Here is a 15805-nt window from a genome sequence, read left to right as displayed (position 1 = left end):
TGACGCGACTGACCTGTCAAGGATCACAACGCCTTCCGCAGGCACACCCCGTCAAATATGTCGTGACTTCAGGCACCACATCCTCCGCCACAAGCCGGTACCCCACGGGGTGCCGGTTTTTGCGTTGCCGCAAGTAAACTCCGCGCGAACTTCCGGCGAATTCCCAGCTACATCGCCCTCCCCCGGTAGCGGACCGGCCGCGCAAAGCCCACACTGTGGGGCGTGTACGGGTGTGAGCGGAGGCAACCGGAGGGCGTCGATAGGCAAAAGCGCCTGTCTCGACGCGGCTTTTTGCGCACCGCCGCTGTGGCGACCTCGGCGGCAGGCGCGGCGGTGGCGGTACCGAGCGCGCAATCGCAGAGCACGCTGCCGACGAAGCCGGTGCCCGTAGAGATGGAGCTTGCGCCGCTGCCGTTTGTGCACGGCGTGGCCTCCGGCGACCCGCTGCCGGACGCGGTGGTGATCTGGACGCGCATCACCCCCGACGAGCAGGCGATGCCCGGCTCCGGCGGCGGCACCAACACCCGGGTGCGCTGGCGGGTCGCGCGCGACGCGCAGCTTCACGACGTCGTCGCCGAAGGCGAGACCGAAAGCCGCGTGGAGCGCGACCACACCATCCACGTCGACGTGTCCGGCCTGGAACCGGACACCGTCTACTACTACGCATTCACCGTGGCCAACGGCCCGCACGAGGGTACTGCCTCCCCGCTCGGCCGCACCAAAACCGCGCCCGACGGCCACGTGGACCGGCAGCGCTGGGCCGTCGCCTCCTGCGCCAACTGGGAATCCGGCTTCTTCCCCGCCTACAAAGACATGGCCGCCCGCGGCTGGGCGGGCGAGCTGGACCTGACCGTCTTCCTCGGCGACTACATCTACGAATACGCCCAGTACGAATACGCAGGCTACGGGCCCGTGCGCCTGCACCAACCCGCCCACGAAATTGTCGCCCTGGCGGACTACCGCACCCGCTATGGCCGCTACCGCACCGACCCGCACCTGCGCGACGCCCACGCCGCCATGCCGTGGGTGGTGGTGTGGGACGACCACGAAATCGCCAACAACAACTGGCGCGACGGCGCGGACAACCACAACGCGGACGAGGGCGACTTCCACACCCGCCGCGACGCCGCCATGCGCGCCTACTACGAGTGGATGCCGGTGCGCCTGACCGAGACGTCCGACGAGGGCCACATCTACCGCTCCCTGCGTTTCGGCGACCTGGTGGAGCTGACCATCATGGACCTGCGCACCTACCGCGACAAGGAGTTTTGGCGCGGCGGCGCCCGCCAAACCGGCGACGCCCGGACGATGCTCGGCTCCGAGCAGTACGACTGGCTCATCGACACTCTCGAGCACTCCACCGCGACGTGGAACGCACTGGGCAACTCCGTGATGTTCTCCCCGCTGCACCTCGGCGCGACGTTCAACCACGCGGCCACACGGCCCGTGGCGAAGTCGCTCAGCGCGAACATCGTGCCGGCGCAGGCACCGCTGCCCGAGCTCAACGACATGCCGCTCAACGGCGACCAGTGGGACGGCTACGACTTCGAGCGCCGCCGCCTGATCAACGCCCTGGGCCGTTTAGGCAAGCGGCCGATCTTCCTCACCGGCGACATCCACTCCGAGTGGGCGCACACCATCACCCACGGCGGCGAAGAGATCGGCTGCGAGATCGTCTGCTCCTCCATCACCGCCCCGAACGTGGCGGAGTCGACGAAAATCCGCGCCGGCCACCCCATCTTCGGCGCGGCGTGCGGCTACCTGCGCGCGGCGAACCCCAGCCTGCACCACGTGGCGCTGGACACGCACGGCTACACGGTTGTGGACATCACGCCCGAGCAGGTGGACGCGCAGTGGCTTCGTGTCCACAACATCCTGGACCCGGCCTCGCCGGTCTCCCCCGGCGCGTCCCTGACGTGGCGCAAAGGCGAGGGCTTCGGGCAATAAGCCTATCGCGCCCACGACCACGGCTGGCGCGACAGCTGCGCCGGATCAAAAACCTCCCGTAACTTCTGGGCGCTCGAAACACCCGCGCAGCCGAGCGATTCCGCGATTTGCGCCACCACTTCTTCCGCACTGTTTTCGCGCAGCATATCCCGCAACGTCACCGCCCCATCGCGCTTTGCTAATCGACGTCCCTCCGGCCCCACCACGAGCGGAACATGAACATACGAGGGGATTGTGAGCCCTAAGCGGTCGGATAGGTACGCCTGCGCCGGCGCCGAAAACAGCAGGTCGTCTCCACGCACCACCTGGTCCACGCCCTGGTAGCCGTCGTCGACCACCACGGCCAGGTTGTACGCCCAGTCCCCCGCCTGCGCTTGATCGATGCGCCCGCCGCGCTTCAGGATCACATCGTCCACCGAACCGGTGTATTCGCCCTGGTAGAAGTCGTACACCGTCCATTCGCGCACGTGCGCGCGCAGCCTGATTGCGGGGAGGCGGCCGGCGGCGTGGAGCTCGGAGCGTCGTAAAGCACGCTGCTCTTCTGAAAGATCACGGCAGGTGCCCGGGTACATGCCGGGTCGGGCGTGGGGCGCGGAGGCCGCCTCGCGGATGTCGCGGCGGGAGCAGTAACACTCGTAGGTGTCCAGGCGGGACAGCGCCTCCGCGTACGCGTCGCCGCGATCGTGCTGGTAGATCACCGGCGGATCGAAGTCTAGGCCGAGCATTGTCAGATCCTCGATCTGGCGCTGCGCGGACTCCGCGGACGAGCGCTCCGAGTCAATGTCCTCCACCCGCAGGTAAAAGTTGCGGCCCGTCTGGCGGGCGAACAACCACGCCAGCACCGCGGTGCGGAGGTTGCCAAAGTGCAGATCACCGCTGGGGCTCGGCGCGTAACGTCCGGCGGGAGCTTGAAAATCAGACATGTGTGCCATGATAAATCGCATGTCACCCCGCGTTTCCCGCTCCCCGTACCCCTACCTGCTCGCCCTCTTCTGCGCAGTGTTTTTGATCTCCAACATCACCGCACAAAAAGGCGTGGCGCTCGGGCCGCTGATCACCGACGGCGCGTTCTTCCTCTTCCCCATCTCCTATGTCATCGGCGACGTGATCGCCGAGGTCTACGGGTTCAAAGCCGCCCGCCGCGCGGTGTTCACCGGCTTCGGCATCGCCGTCGTTGCGGTCCTGTCCTTCTACATTGCGATCTGGCTGCCGGCCGCCGAGTTTTACGACATGGACGACACCTTCGCCGCCGTCCTCGGCCTCTTGCCCCAGATCGTGGCGGCGTCACTGACCGGGTACGTGGTGGGGCAGCTGCTCAACGCGTGGGTGCTGCAGCGGATGAAAGACCGCTTTGGCGCGCAGCGGCTCTGGGCGCGCCTGATCAGCTCCACCGTGATCGGCGAATTCGCCGACACGCTGCTGTTTTGCTCCATCGCCGCCAGCGTCATCGGCATCGACTCTTTCGGCGCGTTTCTAAACTACGTGGTGGTCGGCTTCGTGTGGAAAACCGCCATGGAGGTCGTGCTCCTGCCGGTGACGTACCCGACCATCGCCGCGGTGCGCCGGGCCGAGGAGCGCGCGGCGGCGTAAGGGGGCGTGCCCTCGGCCCCCACCACCCACCCGCCCGCGAACCCTGAGAAGAGGATCCAGAGTATGCGCGGATTTTGCGCATACTAGGGGTTTCTTGCGCAGGGTTTGTGGGCACTGCGACAGTTGCACCTAATTCGCCGCGTAGTAGCGGCCTAAGAACTCGTCGCGGTAGGCCTCGTAGTCGCCCGCGTCGATGGCGGCGCGGATGTTGTCCACCAGCCGGATCATGAACTCCAGGTTGTGCATCGTGCACAGCGTTCCGGCCAAAAACTCCTTGGCCTTGAGCAAGTGGTGGATGTAGGCCCGCGAGTAGTTTTCGGAGACGTAGCCGCCGAACTCCTCGTCCACGCCGGCGAAGTCGCGCTTGAAGCGGGCTCCGGCGAGGTTCATCCGCCCGTCCAGGGTGTATACCCCGCCGCGGCGGCCCAGGCGGGTTGGCGCCACGCAGTCGAAGGTGTCGGCGCCGGCCTCCACCGCGGTGAAGATGTCGTCCGGTTCGGAGATGCCCAGAAGGTGGCGCGGCATGTCAACGGGCAGCTCGTCGGTGACCCAGCCAACGATGGTGCCCAGGTTCTCTTTCTCCAGCGCGCCGCCGATACCGAAGCCGCCAAAGCCGCGGCGGCCCTCCGCGCGGGCTTCCTTGTCCAGGTCCAGCAGGCCCCGCACGGCAGATCGGCGCAGGTCCTCGTATTGGGCACCCTGGACGACGCCCCAGAGGGATTGGAGGGGTTTGCCGGAACGCGCCGTCGTCAAGCGATCATGCTCGAGCAGGCACCTGCGGGCCCAGCGGCGCGTGCGCTCGACGGAATGCTCCTGGTAGGCGCGGGTGTCCACGAGCGTGGTCAGCTCGTCGAAGGCGAACATGATGTCGGCGCCGAGCTGGTGCTGGATCTGCATGGACACCTCGGGCGTGAAGCGGTGCGACGAGCCGTCGATGACGGATTTGAAGTCCACGCCGTCGTCGTCCACGCGCGCCATGCGGTCCTTGTTGGCGGCGCGGATGTCGGAATCGGTCAGCCCCGCCACGTCCATGGCCAGAACCTTCTTAAACCCGACGCCAAGGCTCATCACCTGGAAACCACCGGAGTCGGTGTAGGTGGGCCCGTGCCAGTTTTCAAATGCGGCCACACCGCCCGCCTCGTCCACGATGTCGGGGCCGGGCTGCAGGTACAGGTGATACGCGTTGGACAAGATCGCCTGCGCGCCGGTTTGGCGGATCTGCTCCGGCGTGAGTGTCTTCACCGTCGCCTTCGTGGCCACGGGGATGAACGCCGGGGTCTGGATGTCACCGTGCGGGGTGTGGATCACGCCGGTGCGGCCGTGGCGGCCCGGCGCGGGCTCGAGCTGGGTGTGGGCCTCAAACGTCACGTCGGTCATGCGTGTTCCTTTTCTAGTTCGGTGCCCTCGACGTCCACTTCGGGCAGGAGGCGGTCGAGCCACTTGGGCATCCACCAGGTGGAGCGGCCCAGGATGTACATGGTGGCGGGGACGAGGGCCATGCGGATAAAGAAGGCGTCGAAGAGCACGGCGATGCCGAGGGCGAAACCGAAGATTTGGATGAAAGGCAGCGGCTGGTCAAGGAAAGCGATGAACACGGCGATCATGATGATCGCGGCTGCGGTGACCACGCGTGCGCCCTGCGCGAAGCCTTCGACGGTGGATTCGTAGACGGCGCGAAGCTTATCCGCGTCCCCACGTTTCAGATATGCCTCACGGATGCGGGTGACCAGGAAGACCTGGTAGTCCATGGCCAGGCCGAAGGTCACGCCGATCATGAAGATGGGCAAGAACGACAGGATCGGGCCCGGGGTGTTGACCAGGCCGAACAGGCCTTCCTGGAAGACCAGGACGGTCACGCCGAACGCGGCGCCGACAGAGAGCAAGAAGCCGAGCCCGGCCACCAGGGGCACGAGGATGGAGCGGAACACCACCATGAGCAGCACGATGGCCAGGCCCACCACGATGGACAGGTACAGCGGCATGGCCTCGGCGAGCTCCTCGGTGATGTCCATCTGCACCGCGGTCAGGCCAGTCAACCCCACGTCTACCCCGGTGGCGTCTTCCACCTGGCCGATCACGTCGCGCACGCCGTGGGCGACGGCGAGGGTGCGCTGCTCCTCGGGCCCGCCGTCCGGAGTGGCCAGGATCTGCGCGGCGGTGAGGTCGTCGTTGGCGCCGATGAGCTGGGCGTGGGTGATGCCGCCGACGGAACCTACCTCGCCCACGGTGTAGATGAAGCTGGCCAGCGCCGCCTTCTCGGCGTCGCCGCCGGCCTCGTCCGGGATGGCGTCCATGTACGGCTGCAGGATCTCCGAATCCGGGTTGACGCTGTGCGCGTCCACCACCAAAAGCAGCGGGGCGTTGACGCCGGGGCCGAAGCCTTCCGCCATGAGGTCGGCGGATTTGCGCTGGGTGGTGTCCAGGTTGGAGGTGGTGTCAGACGGCAGCGCCATCTCCAGGTTCAGCACCGGGATACTCAGGGCGCCGAGGCCCAGCACTACCACGGCCATGACCAGGCCGGGTGCCTTTTCCACGAAGCGGACCCAGCGCCGGCCCATGGAGTTTTCGTCCAGGTCCTTGCCCGGGCGTTTCCCGGGCCCGGGGTTGCCGGCCAGGCCGGGGACCTTGCCCGCGAACGCCTTCGAGCCCCACAGGCCGAGCAGCGCCGGCACGAGGGTGAGCGCCACCAGCACGGCAATCGCGACGGTGGCTGCGGCCGCCAGGCCCATCCAGGTGAGGAACTCGATCTGCGCCAACGCCAGCGCCACCAGGGCCGTGAACACCGTGGTGCCGGCGAACACCACCGAGGAACCGGCGGTGCCCACGGCCATGCCCGCAGCCTTGTCCGGCGGCAGGTTCCGCGCCTCCTGCCTGAAGCGCGAGAGGATGAACAGGGCGTAGTCGATACCCACGGCCAGGCCGATCATCACGGCCAGCACCGGGGTGACGTTGTTCAGCTCCACCCAGTGCGTGGTCAGCATCACCAAAAGCGCGCCGATGCCCACGCCCACCACGGCGGAGATCAGCGGGATCACCGACGCCGCGAGGGAACCGAACGTCACCACCAGCACCACAAACGCCACGCCCAGGCCAACCAGCTCGGAGGTGGTTTTCACCGCGATCGGGTCGCCGAAGCCGGCGCCGCCAGCCTCCACCTGCAGCCCGGCGTCACGGCCCAGCTGCATGGCCTCAGTCACCACGTCCCGGTCCGCCTGGTCCACAGACATCGAAGACGGGGCATCGAAGTCGAAGGTGGTGTAGCCGATGCGTGCGTCGTCGGAAAGCATCCGCAAGTTGTGCGCATCCGCCTCCGCGCGCTCGGGCGGCATGCCCATCTCAGACATCTGGTCGATGATGGTGCGCTGCAATTCATCGTTGACCTGCACCGGGTTACCGAAGCGCTGGCCCTCCACCCCCAGGTGGTCCCGGATGTAGCCGACGGTTTCATCCATCGCCGCCATGTGCTCCGGGGTGTCAAGCCGCTGCCCCTCCGGCGCGGCGAAGACCAGGTTCACGCTCGGCGCGGTGGCCACGTTGCCCGCGTCCGGGAAGTTCTCCGCCATAGTGTCCAGCGCGTTGATGGCCGGGGTGTCCTCGATGGCGAACTCGTCCGTGAACGGCTTCATCAGCGACAGCGCGCCAGCAGCCGTCGCGCCGAGCAGCAGCAGCCAGGCGACGATCACCCGCCACTTGTGCAGGTACGACCAGCGCCCGAGTTTGTACAGCAGTTTCGCCACGTAAAAGACCCGTTCCTTCCCGCCCGCGGCCCGCGCGAGCGTAACCCGGCCCATCCTAGTGGCAGCCCCAGACATGCGAAAAGCCCCCGTTGCCGGGGGCTTGACACGTTGGCGGTAGCGGCGGGATTTGAACCCGCGGAGGTTTTACCCTCACTCGCTTTCGAGGCGAGTACCTTCGGCCGCTCGGACACGCTACCGCCGAACAGATTAACGGCAGCGTTGCCGGATAACCAAATTAGCGCTCAGCGGCGTCCTCAGCCTCGTCGCGCTTGTCCTCAACCTTTGCGGCGACCTCGTTGGCCTTGTCCTTGATAGCGTCGCCAGCCTCGGAGAGCTTCTCCTTGGCGGAGCCGATCAGCTGATCAGCCTTGCCCTCGTTGGCCAGGTTCTCGTTATCGGTGACGTTGCCCAGCGCTTCCTTAGCGCCGCCCTTGAGCTGGTCTGCCTTGTCCTCAATACCCATTGTCTTACTCCTTTGTTCGTTGGGATCAGCTAGGTGCCCCACTATAGGTCCGAACGTAGCGGCGTTGGGTAACGATTCAATTACTCCTCAGACCTTCGAAGAACTCCGCCAGCATTTTGGCAGCTTCCGCCTCCAACACACCCGCGCGCACCTCCGGGGTGTGCAGGTGGCGCGGGTCCCGGATCGCGTCCAGCACACTGCCCACCGCGCCCGTCTTCGGCTCCCACGCGCCGAAGACCAGCGAGGACACCCGCGCGCCCAAAATCGCCCCGGCGCACATCGTGCACGGCTCCAGCGTCACCACCAGCTCGCATCCATCCAGCCGCCACGTCCCCAACGTCCGCGCCGCGTCGCGGATCGCTTCCACCTCGGCGTGGGCGGTGGGATCGCAGTTCGCTTCTCGACGATTCACGCCCCTGCCCACCACCACCCCGGCCCCGTCAAACACGACAGCGCCCACCGGCACGTCGCCGGCGGGAGTGCGCTTGGCGGTCTCGAGCGCGACGCGCATGCGCTCCTCGGCGCGTCTCAGCGGGACGTTCACCCAACCACGTCATCCAAATCGTCGCCGAAGCCGAGCTCGTCGGCGATTGCCAGGGCGAGGTCGGCCGGATCCGCGTCGTCGTCAAGCAAAATGCTCATCTGTTCCTCGGACAGGCCGAGGTCAGCGAGGATGTCGAAGTCCCCGTCCGCCCACGCGTCCACATTGTCCAGCTCGTCCGGGTCGATGTCCGGGATCTCGGCGCCCGCCTCATCCAGGATGTCCGCGGCGAAATCGTCGTCCACCGCCATCGTCGCGTCCGAGATGAGCACGCGGGTTTGCGACGGGCCCGGGCGCACGATGACCAGGTAGTCCTCCTCCACATTGAGCAGCGCGAACGCCGGCCCCTCCGCGCGCAGGTTGCGCACCGCGGTGATGGAGGTGGAAAGGTCCGAAAAATCGTCTTCGAACTCGCGCACACGCCACGCGCCACCTGTGCGCTCGACGGTGACTGCGTACCCGTCCGGGAAATCCTGGCTCATGGTGTCGAAGCGTAGTCCGCGGGCGCGGAGGTGTCACTAGACTGTGTGCGGTGACTACACATCAGCTGCCCCCAGTGTGCATCGTCGGCCTCGGACTCATCGGCGGATCACTCATGCGCGACCTGCACGCGCGCGGCGAGCGCGTCTACGGCTTCACGCTGCACGGCGCACGTGCCGCGCGCAGGGACGGCTTCGACGTGTCCGACTCCGTAGAAGAGGTGCTGCGCCGCGCCGAGGACGAACGTGCGCTGGTGGTCGTGGCGGTGCCGATGCGGGCCGTGGCCTCCGTGCTAGACCAGGTAGCCGAGTTTGCGCCGTCGTGCGGCATCACCGACGTGGTGAGCGTGAAAAAGCCCGTCTTCGACCTTGTTGTGCAGCGCGGCTTGGAGTCCCGCTACGTGGGCGGGCACCCCATGGCCGGCACGGAGTTTTCCGGGTGGACCGCCTCCCAGGAAGGGCTGTTCGCAAGCGCCGCGTGGGCCGTCACCTTCGATTACGCCCGCGAGCACCCCGGCGACCCCGAGTGGGCCGAGCTGTTCACCGTGGTGTGCCGCCTGGCCGCGGTGGTTGGTGCGGAGGCGGTGCCGGTGTCTGTGGACCGCCACGACGAGGCCGTCGCCCGCGTGTCCCACCTGCCCCACGTCATCGCCGAGGCACTGGCTTTAGTCGGCGACCACGGCGGCACCCTGGCGCAATCCCTGTCCGCCGGGTCCTTCCGTGGCTCCACGCGTGTGGCCAGCACCGACCCGGATCTGGTGCGCAACATGTGCGAGACCAACGCAGAATCGCTGGTGCCCGTGCTCGACGAGTTCATCGCCCTCCTTCAAGGCGCCCGCGACTCACTGTCCGGCGAGAGCCGGTCGCTAGAGGAGCTGACGAAGTCCGGCCACCGCGCCCACCTGCGCATGGCCGCGCGCAAGGGGGCGCGACGCGAGTCCGTCTCGCCCGTGGAGATCTCCTCGCGCCCGATCATGCGCGTGCACCCGGGCACCCCCGGCTGGGAGAAGCAGCTGGTGCAGATCGAGTCCGTCGGCGGGCGCGTCGAGGTGTTCTAGCCCGACGCGGCCTTACTGGTTCTCGCGGCGGCGTCCCAGGGCCAGGTAGGCGCCACCGATGAGCACGGACAGCACACCGAGCGCGATGATTGCGCGCATCGGGGTACCGGTATCCGCGAGATCACCATCGCGCTCCTTGTCGGAGGAGGTTGTGCGCGTCGTCGAAGTCGACTTGGCCACCTTGTTGGAGTTGCCACTGCGGGTGACCACCTTCGCCGACGGCTTCACGCTGGTGGACCGGCCCGTGGAGCGACCAGCCTTCTTGCTGGAGGTGACCTTCGTGCCGCCGAACGTGGTCTTGGTGGTCTTGGTGCTCTTCGCACCGCCAAGACCGGCGGCACCCGCCAGACCACCGGCGCCAGCCAGTGCGGCCGCTGGGGCGAGGAAGGACGACGCCATCGGACGGACCTGGTCGATAACCTTCAGCACCTGGTCCGGCTTGCTCAGCGTGGACGACGGGGTGGCGTTCGGGTCGCGCGGAAGCACGAGCTCGGCCTTGTCCTCGTCGCGGCGGATGAGGACCTCGGTGTTCTTGTAGCCCTTGGGAGCTTCCTTCAGGGTCAGCTGGATGAGGTTGTTGTCGCGCGAGTTCTTCTTCAAGTCGATGCCGATGCGGCCGCGGCCGTTTGCGTCGGTGGTGCCGACCACGCGGCCGTCCTCACTTTTGAACTCAGCGCCCTCGACGAGCTTGTCGTCGGCGGTCTTGACCAGGACTTCCACCTCGAAGAAGTTGTCCTTGGACTCAGTCTTCTTCGTGGTGGTCGTCGACGTCGGCGTGTCCTTCGGCGCAGCAACGGTGGTGGTCACAGTAGCGTTCTCGCCCTTCGGGAGGACGAACTTCACGGACTTGGCGCCGCGCTGAACTTCGGCCACAGAGCCGCCCCAGTCTGCCGGCGGCACGTCGATGGCTAGGTTAAAGGTGTCCTTGCCGCGCGAGGCTTCGTCCAGCTTCAGAGAAACCTTGCCCTTGCCAGTCTCGTCGGTGGCGCCGTCGACGGCACCGTCCGTGCTGACGAACTCGACGCCCTGCACGGAACGGCCATCGTCGGTGACAACCTCAACGTCGAGCTCGACGATCTCAGGGTCCCGCTGGCCGACGCTCGGGGCCTTCTTGGACGGGGTCGGCTCAGCGGTGGTGGTCGGGGTAACCGTCGCGGAGCCAGCACCAGCGGGCACATCAGCCGCAGTGGTGGTCGGCGCGTCAGTTTCGGAAGTCGGGGTCTCGCCAGCAGCAGACAGCGGCTTCGCCTCCAGGCCGGCCACGGCCTTGTAGTTGTCCTCTTCCGTACGGTCCGTCTCGACGGCGACGATCTTGCCGTCCTCAAGCTTGACGGCGTTGCCCTCGCCGTCGGCGAAGAAGGTGGCGTCGTCGGCCAGGTAGGCGTACTCGAACGCGGCGACGTCGTCCAGGTTCACGCTCTCGTCAACCTTGGCGGGAGCCTCGTCGGCGGTGGCCTTCGCGTCCTTCACGTTCAGGGTGTAGCGCGTCGCCTTGCCGTCCTCGGTGGCAAGTGCGACCAGCTCGGCGTCATTGTCGGTCGGAGCCCACGCAAGCTTTGGCAGATCGAGCACGCCCTCAACGGGCTTCTTCACAAAATCGAGGTTCGCCGGCTTGCTCGTCGGACCGGTTTCGTCGTCGGCGAGGTCCTTGGTGTAGACGGTTTCGCCGTCGAAAAGTACCAGCGTGCCGTCCTTAGTAAAGGCGGCGGAGGTGATCTCTTCGGCATCGAAGCCCGGGATCTCTCCCAGATCCTTCAGGTTGCCGGTCTGCGGGTGGATGCGCAGCAGGTTGCCCTTGTCAGAGACAGCGTAGAGGCGGCCGTTGGTCGGGTTGCTGGCCACGGCGCTGTAGGTGTGGTCGTCGGAGCTGTACTGCACACCCGAGGTGCCGGAGCCCGCGGCCGTCGCGGAGACAATCAGGGAGGCGAAGCCCTTGAGAATGTCAGCCCACTCCTGCGTGGTGTCCGCCTTGGTCGTGGGTGCAACTTTGCTTGTCGACGCCTTCGGGGACCCCGCAGCCGTCTCACTCGACGTCGTTGCCGGGGCAACGGTGGAGGAGGTCGCCGAAGCAGTGGAGGAGGTTGCCGGAGCGGCGGAGCCGGTGTCCGTCGTGGGGACGACCGGAGCCTTCGACGTCGTGGCCTCCGAGGACGGAGACGTGGTTTCCGCCTTCGCAACGGGCACGAGCGTCAGCGTGCCCGCGACTGCAGCGACGAGCGACAGCCCGGCGATGCGGTTGACCTTGGAGTTTGAAGCCATTATTACCTCTCGAATGTGAAAAAGCGCGCGAAAGCCCAGAAGCACCTACGAATGTATACGTTTCAGCGCGCCGTCTCAATATTTAAAACCTGGAAAAATACAGCGCCCCGGCCTCGCCGATGCGTATCGGCGAGACCGGGGCGCTGCCTAGAACTCAGCCATGGACTAGAGCCCTTGGGGCCTTAGTTGGATGCCTCTTCCGGCTGGGTCTCGGACTCAGCCTCTGCTTCAGCTTCCTTGGAGCTGGAGCCCTCGGAGCTAGAGCCCTCAGCATCCTTGGCGGAGCTGCCGCCCTCAACCTCGGAGCTGGAGCCTTCAGAGCTGGAGCCTTCCTTCGGCTCGGCCCAGCCCAGCTCACAGCTCGCGTAGTACAGACCGGTGAGCAGACCAGCGATGGCAAGCAGTGCCACGCCGCCGGCAGCTGCCGGGGCGGCCGGGTTGATCTCTGCCAGCTGGCGGTTCACGCCATCGATCTGCGCCTGAATGTCGTTCATCCACTGCGGACGCTCGAAGTTGATGCCGGTGCCGAAGTTGGTCTCCGGCATGACCTCGCGGAGAGCAGCGTTGGCCTGAGCGGAAATCTGGTTCAGCTCATCCTCGAACATCACGCCGATGCCACCCATGACGGCACCAAGCAGACCGAGCGGGACCAGCCACGCGACCGGGTTGGACACAGAGGAGGCAGAGGCCAGGCACTTGCCCAGGGAGCTGCCTTCCTCTTCACCCTGCGCCTGTGCGGCATCACCTTCAGAGATACCCACGGTGCGCGGGGTCTCAAGCTGGAGGCTGATGTACTGCTCGTCCTTGTTGACCTCGAACTCCTTGGACTCGAGGACCGCACCCGGATCGAAGGAGTTGTTCTCCGGATCCTTCGGGTCAACCAGGCGCAGCTCGCCCGGGCTGTCAATCTTCACCGTGTACTTGCCGTACGGAGTGCCCTCGAACAGGACGTTGCCGTTCTCATCAGCATTACCGGCGAAGGACGGCGTGCCGTCGGACGGCACCAGCGTGAGCTTCAGGCCGCTCAGGGCCTCGTCCGGGTCCTGCTTGCCATTGGCGTTTTCGTCGACCCAGGCGACAACCTGGAGGTCGCTGGAGTCGAGCTCAGCGCCCTCGGAGACCACAACGTGGGCGTTGCCCTTGATGTTGTCCTTCGGGGAGATGATCAGCACGGACGACGGATCGTCGCCGTACTGCGGCTCACCCGCGTAGCTGCCACCGCGGCCCGGACGTGCCGGAAGCTCACCGCGAGCCTCAGCGGCGTTGTGGTGCTTCGCACCCGGCTTGAGGCCTTCCGGCAGCTCAGCGGTGAAGACCACGCGCTCGCCCGGCAGCAGCGTGCCGGTGAAGCCTTCCGGCGCCTTGACATCAAGGTCGTAGCACTGGCTGTCCTCGGTCTTTTCAGACGCTTTAACCGGCTTGCACTTGTCCTCATCAACGCCGTCCTCGTAGACGATGTCGGTGAGCTTGACGTTGACCATCGCGGTGGAACCGGTGTTCTTCACCTCGTAGGTGAAGCCCAGCGGCGAGTTGGCCTCAGCCTTAACCGGCTTGTCCTTGTTCGTCGCGAAGCGGGCGTTGACCTTCTTCGCCACAGCGCCACGCAGGAACTTGGTGTAAGCGGAATCCGGCAGGGAGCCGACCTTCTCTCCCTTGGAGGTGACACCGCTTGCGGTTGCGACGTTGTTGAAGTCGAATGCGTCTTCCGGCGCCTTCATCTTGGCGCTCCAAACCTTAGACTCGCCCGGTGCCAGCTCAGACTCGGCGGTCCAATCTTCCGGCATGGTCAGCTCGATGTTGCGCTTGTCCAGCTCCGGGTCGTCGAACTCAATATCCTTGATCGGCTCGTCGCCGTCATTGGTGACGATGAGGGCGTAGATGAGGTCCTCGCCGTCCTTGACGGTCATCACATCGTCGACAAGCTCGCCATCCTCGTTCTCGATCTGGCCGTTGTTGTCGGCATCGCGGCCCCATACTCGCTTCTCAAGCTTCAGGGACTTGTTCGTGGTCAGGTGGATCTCCGGCAGCTCGACGTCCTCGCCAGCACGCACCGGCACCTTGATCGGATCCACGTCGTTGCCGCGGCCCGGGGTCAGGATCTCCACGTCGTGGACACCCGGAATAACGTCGTTGACCTCGAAGGTGCCGTCGTCCTCGACCGGAATGACGCGGGAGTTGCCTCGCGGATCGGTCACCACAACGGTGGTGCCCGGCACAGCCTTGCCGTTGCCGTCGTCGACGCGGCCGACGATGGACTGCGTCTTCGGTGCCTCAACCTTGATCTCGACCGGGGTGGACTCGCCAGACTTAACAGTCACGGTGCGGTTGATCTTGTCGCCCTTGATGTCCTCATCCGGCCAGCCCTCAGGCAGGGTGACCTCGAGGTCAAAGTCAGCCTTGCCGTCCGGGAAGTACTTGAAGTCGATCGGCGGAGTGACAAAGTAGCCGTCCGCGTCAACCTTGATCGGGACCTCGTAATCGAACGTCTCGCCGGTCTCCGGATCGGTAACGCCCTTCTTCACCAGTTTGATGTCGGAACCGGTGATCGGACGGTTGGAATCATCGACCAACCAACCGTGGACAGAGCCCGGCTTCGCAGCCGGCTTGTTCTTGTCCAGCTCGATCTCCGGCTTGGTCACCTTGATCGGCGGCAGCTTGGAGGTCTCGCCCTTCTTCACCGGGACAACCTGCGGTTTCGGATCGTTGAAGCCGTCCGGCGCGTCGACGATCACCACGTAATCGCCGTCCTCCGGCACCTCCGGAACCTCGAAGTTGCCGTTCTCGTCCACCTCGATCGGGTCGCCGACCTGGTTGCCGTCCTGGTCCTTGACGGTCACCGTCGGCGACTGCGGCTTGCCGTCCTTATCCTTCGCCGGCGGAAGTGGGTTGCCCTCCGGGTCGGTGACAGTGCCGATGATGCTCGGCTTCTTCGGCTCCGGCTTGGAGGTCGTGGTCGGAGCAGGCGCGGCCGTCGGTTTGGTCGCCGAGGTCGTCGGCTTCGTGGTGGTCGCCGTGGTCGACGTCGGAGTGGACTGCTTGGTCGTCGAAGTGGCCGGCTTCGTGGTGGTCGCCGTGGTCGACGTCGGAGTGGACTGCTCGGTCGTCGAAGTGGACGTGGACGGCTGCGTCGTGGTCGTCTTGGTCGACGTCGGGGTGGCCGAAGTGGACGTGGACGGCTGCGTCGTGGTCGTCTTGGTCGACGTCGGGGTGGCCGTAGTAGACGTGGACGGCTGCGTCGTGGTCGTCTTGGTCGACGTCGGGGTAGCCGTAGTAGACGTGGACGGCTGCGTCGTGGTAGACGGCTCGGTCGGGCTCGGTACCGGCACGACAGATGTAGAAGTATTGCTCGGTTCTGGCTGAGGCCGCTTATCCAGCTTGATGTCCGGCAGCTGCGCACGCTCACCCGGACGCACCTCAACCGGATTATCCCGCAGCTTGTCCTTCTCCTCCGGAGAAAGCTCATAGCCATCCGGCAACGTCACCTCAACGGTGTAATCACCAGCCGGCACGTCATCCCTCGAAATGATGTTGCCCTCACCATCAACATCAACCTCGATACGACGATCGCCATCAACAAGCTCAACCTTCACACCCGGAACCGGCTTGTCGTACTGATCCTTCACCGAACCATCAACAACCGAACCCGGATTCTTGTTATCCAGCTTGATGTCCGGCAGCTGCGCACGCTCACCCGGACGCACCTCAACCGGATTATCCCGCAGCTTGTCCTT

General features: G+C 65.8%; 11 protein-coding genes and 1 tRNA gene. 3 read left to right on the top strand and 9 right to left on the bottom strand.

Annotation, left to right across the window (positions count from 1 at the left end; genetic code table 11):
* Positions 1–222 precede the first annotated feature (222 nt).
* Entirely contained in the window at positions 223–1947 is a 1725-nt protein-coding gene (locus NUW87_RS10915) for an alkaline phosphatase D family protein (RefSeq protein ID WP_269028541.1), read from the top strand.
* A 2-nt stretch (positions 1948–1949) separates the two neighbouring features.
* Here the strand turns inward: NUW87_RS10915 and gluQRS are convergent, their stop codons facing one another.
* Entirely contained in the window at positions 1950–2870 is a 921-nt protein-coding gene (gene gluQRS, locus NUW87_RS10910) for a tRNA glutamyl-Q(34) synthetase GluQRS (RefSeq protein ID WP_269028539.1), read from the bottom strand.
* Positions 2871–2889: 19 nt separating this feature from the next.
* Here gluQRS and NUW87_RS10905 point away from each other — a divergent pair, with 19 nt between their 5' ends.
* Positions 2890–3537: a queuosine precursor transporter gene (locus NUW87_RS10905; protein WP_269028537.1), complete on the top strand. Its 648-nt coding sequence runs from the start codon at positions 2890–2892 to the stop codon at positions 3535–3537.
* A gap of 129 nt (positions 3538–3666) precedes the next feature.
* Here the strand turns inward: NUW87_RS10905 and tgt are convergent, their stop codons facing one another.
* From tgt to NUW87_RS10875, 6 genes are all read right to left on the bottom strand, one after another.
* Complete coding sequence (gene tgt / locus NUW87_RS10900; RefSeq protein ID WP_269028535.1) at positions 3667–4914, bottom strand: tRNA guanosine(34) transglycosylase Tgt; 1248 nt, start codon at positions 4912–4914, stop codon at positions 3667–3669.
* On the bottom strand, positions 4911–7274 hold the full coding sequence (locus NUW87_RS10895) for an MMPL family transporter (RefSeq protein WP_269028533.1): 2364 nt from the start codon (positions 7272–7274) through the stop codon (positions 4911–4913). The genes tgt and NUW87_RS10895 overlap by 4 nt, the downstream gene beginning before the upstream one ends.
* A gap of 109 nt (positions 7275–7383) precedes the next feature.
* Positions 7384–7471: transfer RNA gene (locus tag NUW87_RS10890), tRNA-Ser, on the bottom strand.
* Positions 7472–7509: 38 nt separating this feature from the next.
* Positions 7510–7737, bottom strand: coding sequence for a CsbD family protein (locus NUW87_RS10885; RefSeq protein ID WP_063938726.1), 228 nt, complete (start codon positions 7735–7737; stop codon positions 7510–7512).
* Positions 7738–7813: 76 nt separating this feature from the next.
* On the bottom strand, positions 7814–8248 hold the full coding sequence (locus NUW87_RS10880; protein ID WP_336296925.1) for a nucleoside deaminase: 435 nt from the start codon (positions 8246–8248) through the stop codon (positions 7814–7816).
* Between the two features lie 29 nt (positions 8249–8277).
* Complete coding sequence (locus tag NUW87_RS10875; protein WP_269028529.1) at positions 8278–8760, bottom strand: tRNA adenosine deaminase-associated protein; 483 nt, start codon at positions 8758–8760, stop codon at positions 8278–8280.
* Between the two features lie 50 nt (positions 8761–8810).
* On the opposite strand from NUW87_RS10875, the gene NUW87_RS10870 reads away from it, so the two are divergent.
* Entirely contained in the window at positions 8811–9815 is a 1005-nt protein-coding gene (locus NUW87_RS10870; protein WP_063938723.1) for a prephenate dehydrogenase, read from the top strand.
* A gap of 12 nt (positions 9816–9827) precedes the next feature.
* On the opposite strand, the gene NUW87_RS10865 is transcribed toward NUW87_RS10870, so the two are convergent.
* Positions 9828–12074: a hypothetical protein gene (locus NUW87_RS10865; RefSeq protein ID WP_269028527.1), complete on the bottom strand. Its 2247-nt coding sequence runs from the start codon at positions 12072–12074 to the stop codon at positions 9828–9830.
* Positions 12075–12256: 182 nt separating this feature from the next.
* Positions 12257–15805, bottom strand: a 3549-nt coding sequence (locus tag NUW87_RS10860; protein ID WP_272508858.1) for an SdrD B-like domain-containing protein, incomplete at its 5' end; no start/stop codon positions are given.

It is taken from the genome of Corynebacterium pilbarense (genome assembly GCF_026930265.1).
GTDB lineage: Bacteria > Actinomycetota > Actinomycetes > Mycobacteriales > Mycobacteriaceae > Corynebacterium > Corynebacterium pilbarense.
Note: the sequence above shows the minus strand (reverse complement) of the source record. Positions and strands in the feature narration are given on the sequence as shown.

What these genes read in the sequence shown, in the direction of transcription:
- gluQRS (WP_269028539.1), bottom strand. Translation starts at nt 2,870, where the DNA reads ATGTCTGATTTTCAAGCTCCCGCCGGACGTTACGCGCCGAGCCCCAGC.
- NUW87_RS10905 (WP_269028537.1), top strand. Translation starts at nt 2,890, where the DNA reads ATGTCACCCCGCGTTTCCCGCTCCCCGTACCCCTACCTGCTCGCCCTC.
- tgt (WP_269028535.1), bottom strand. Translation starts at nt 4,914, where the DNA reads ATGACCGACGTGACGTTTGAGGCCCACACCCAGCTCGAGCCCGCGCCG.
- NUW87_RS10885 (WP_063938726.1), bottom strand. Translation starts at nt 7,737, where the DNA reads ATGGGTATTGAGGACAAGGCAGACCAGCTCAAGGGCGGCGCTAAGGAA.
- NUW87_RS10880 (WP_336296925.1), bottom strand. Translation starts at nt 8,248, where the DNA reads ATGCGCGTCGCGCTCGAGACCGCCAAGCGCACTCCCGCCGGCGACGTG.
- NUW87_RS10875 (WP_269028529.1), bottom strand. Translation starts at nt 8,760, where the DNA reads ATGAGCCAGGATTTCCCGGACGGGTACGCAGTCACCGTCGAGCGCACA.
- NUW87_RS10865 (WP_269028527.1), bottom strand. Translation starts at nt 12,074, where the DNA reads ATGGCTTCAAACTCCAAGGTCAACCGCATCGCCGGGCTGTCGCTCGTC.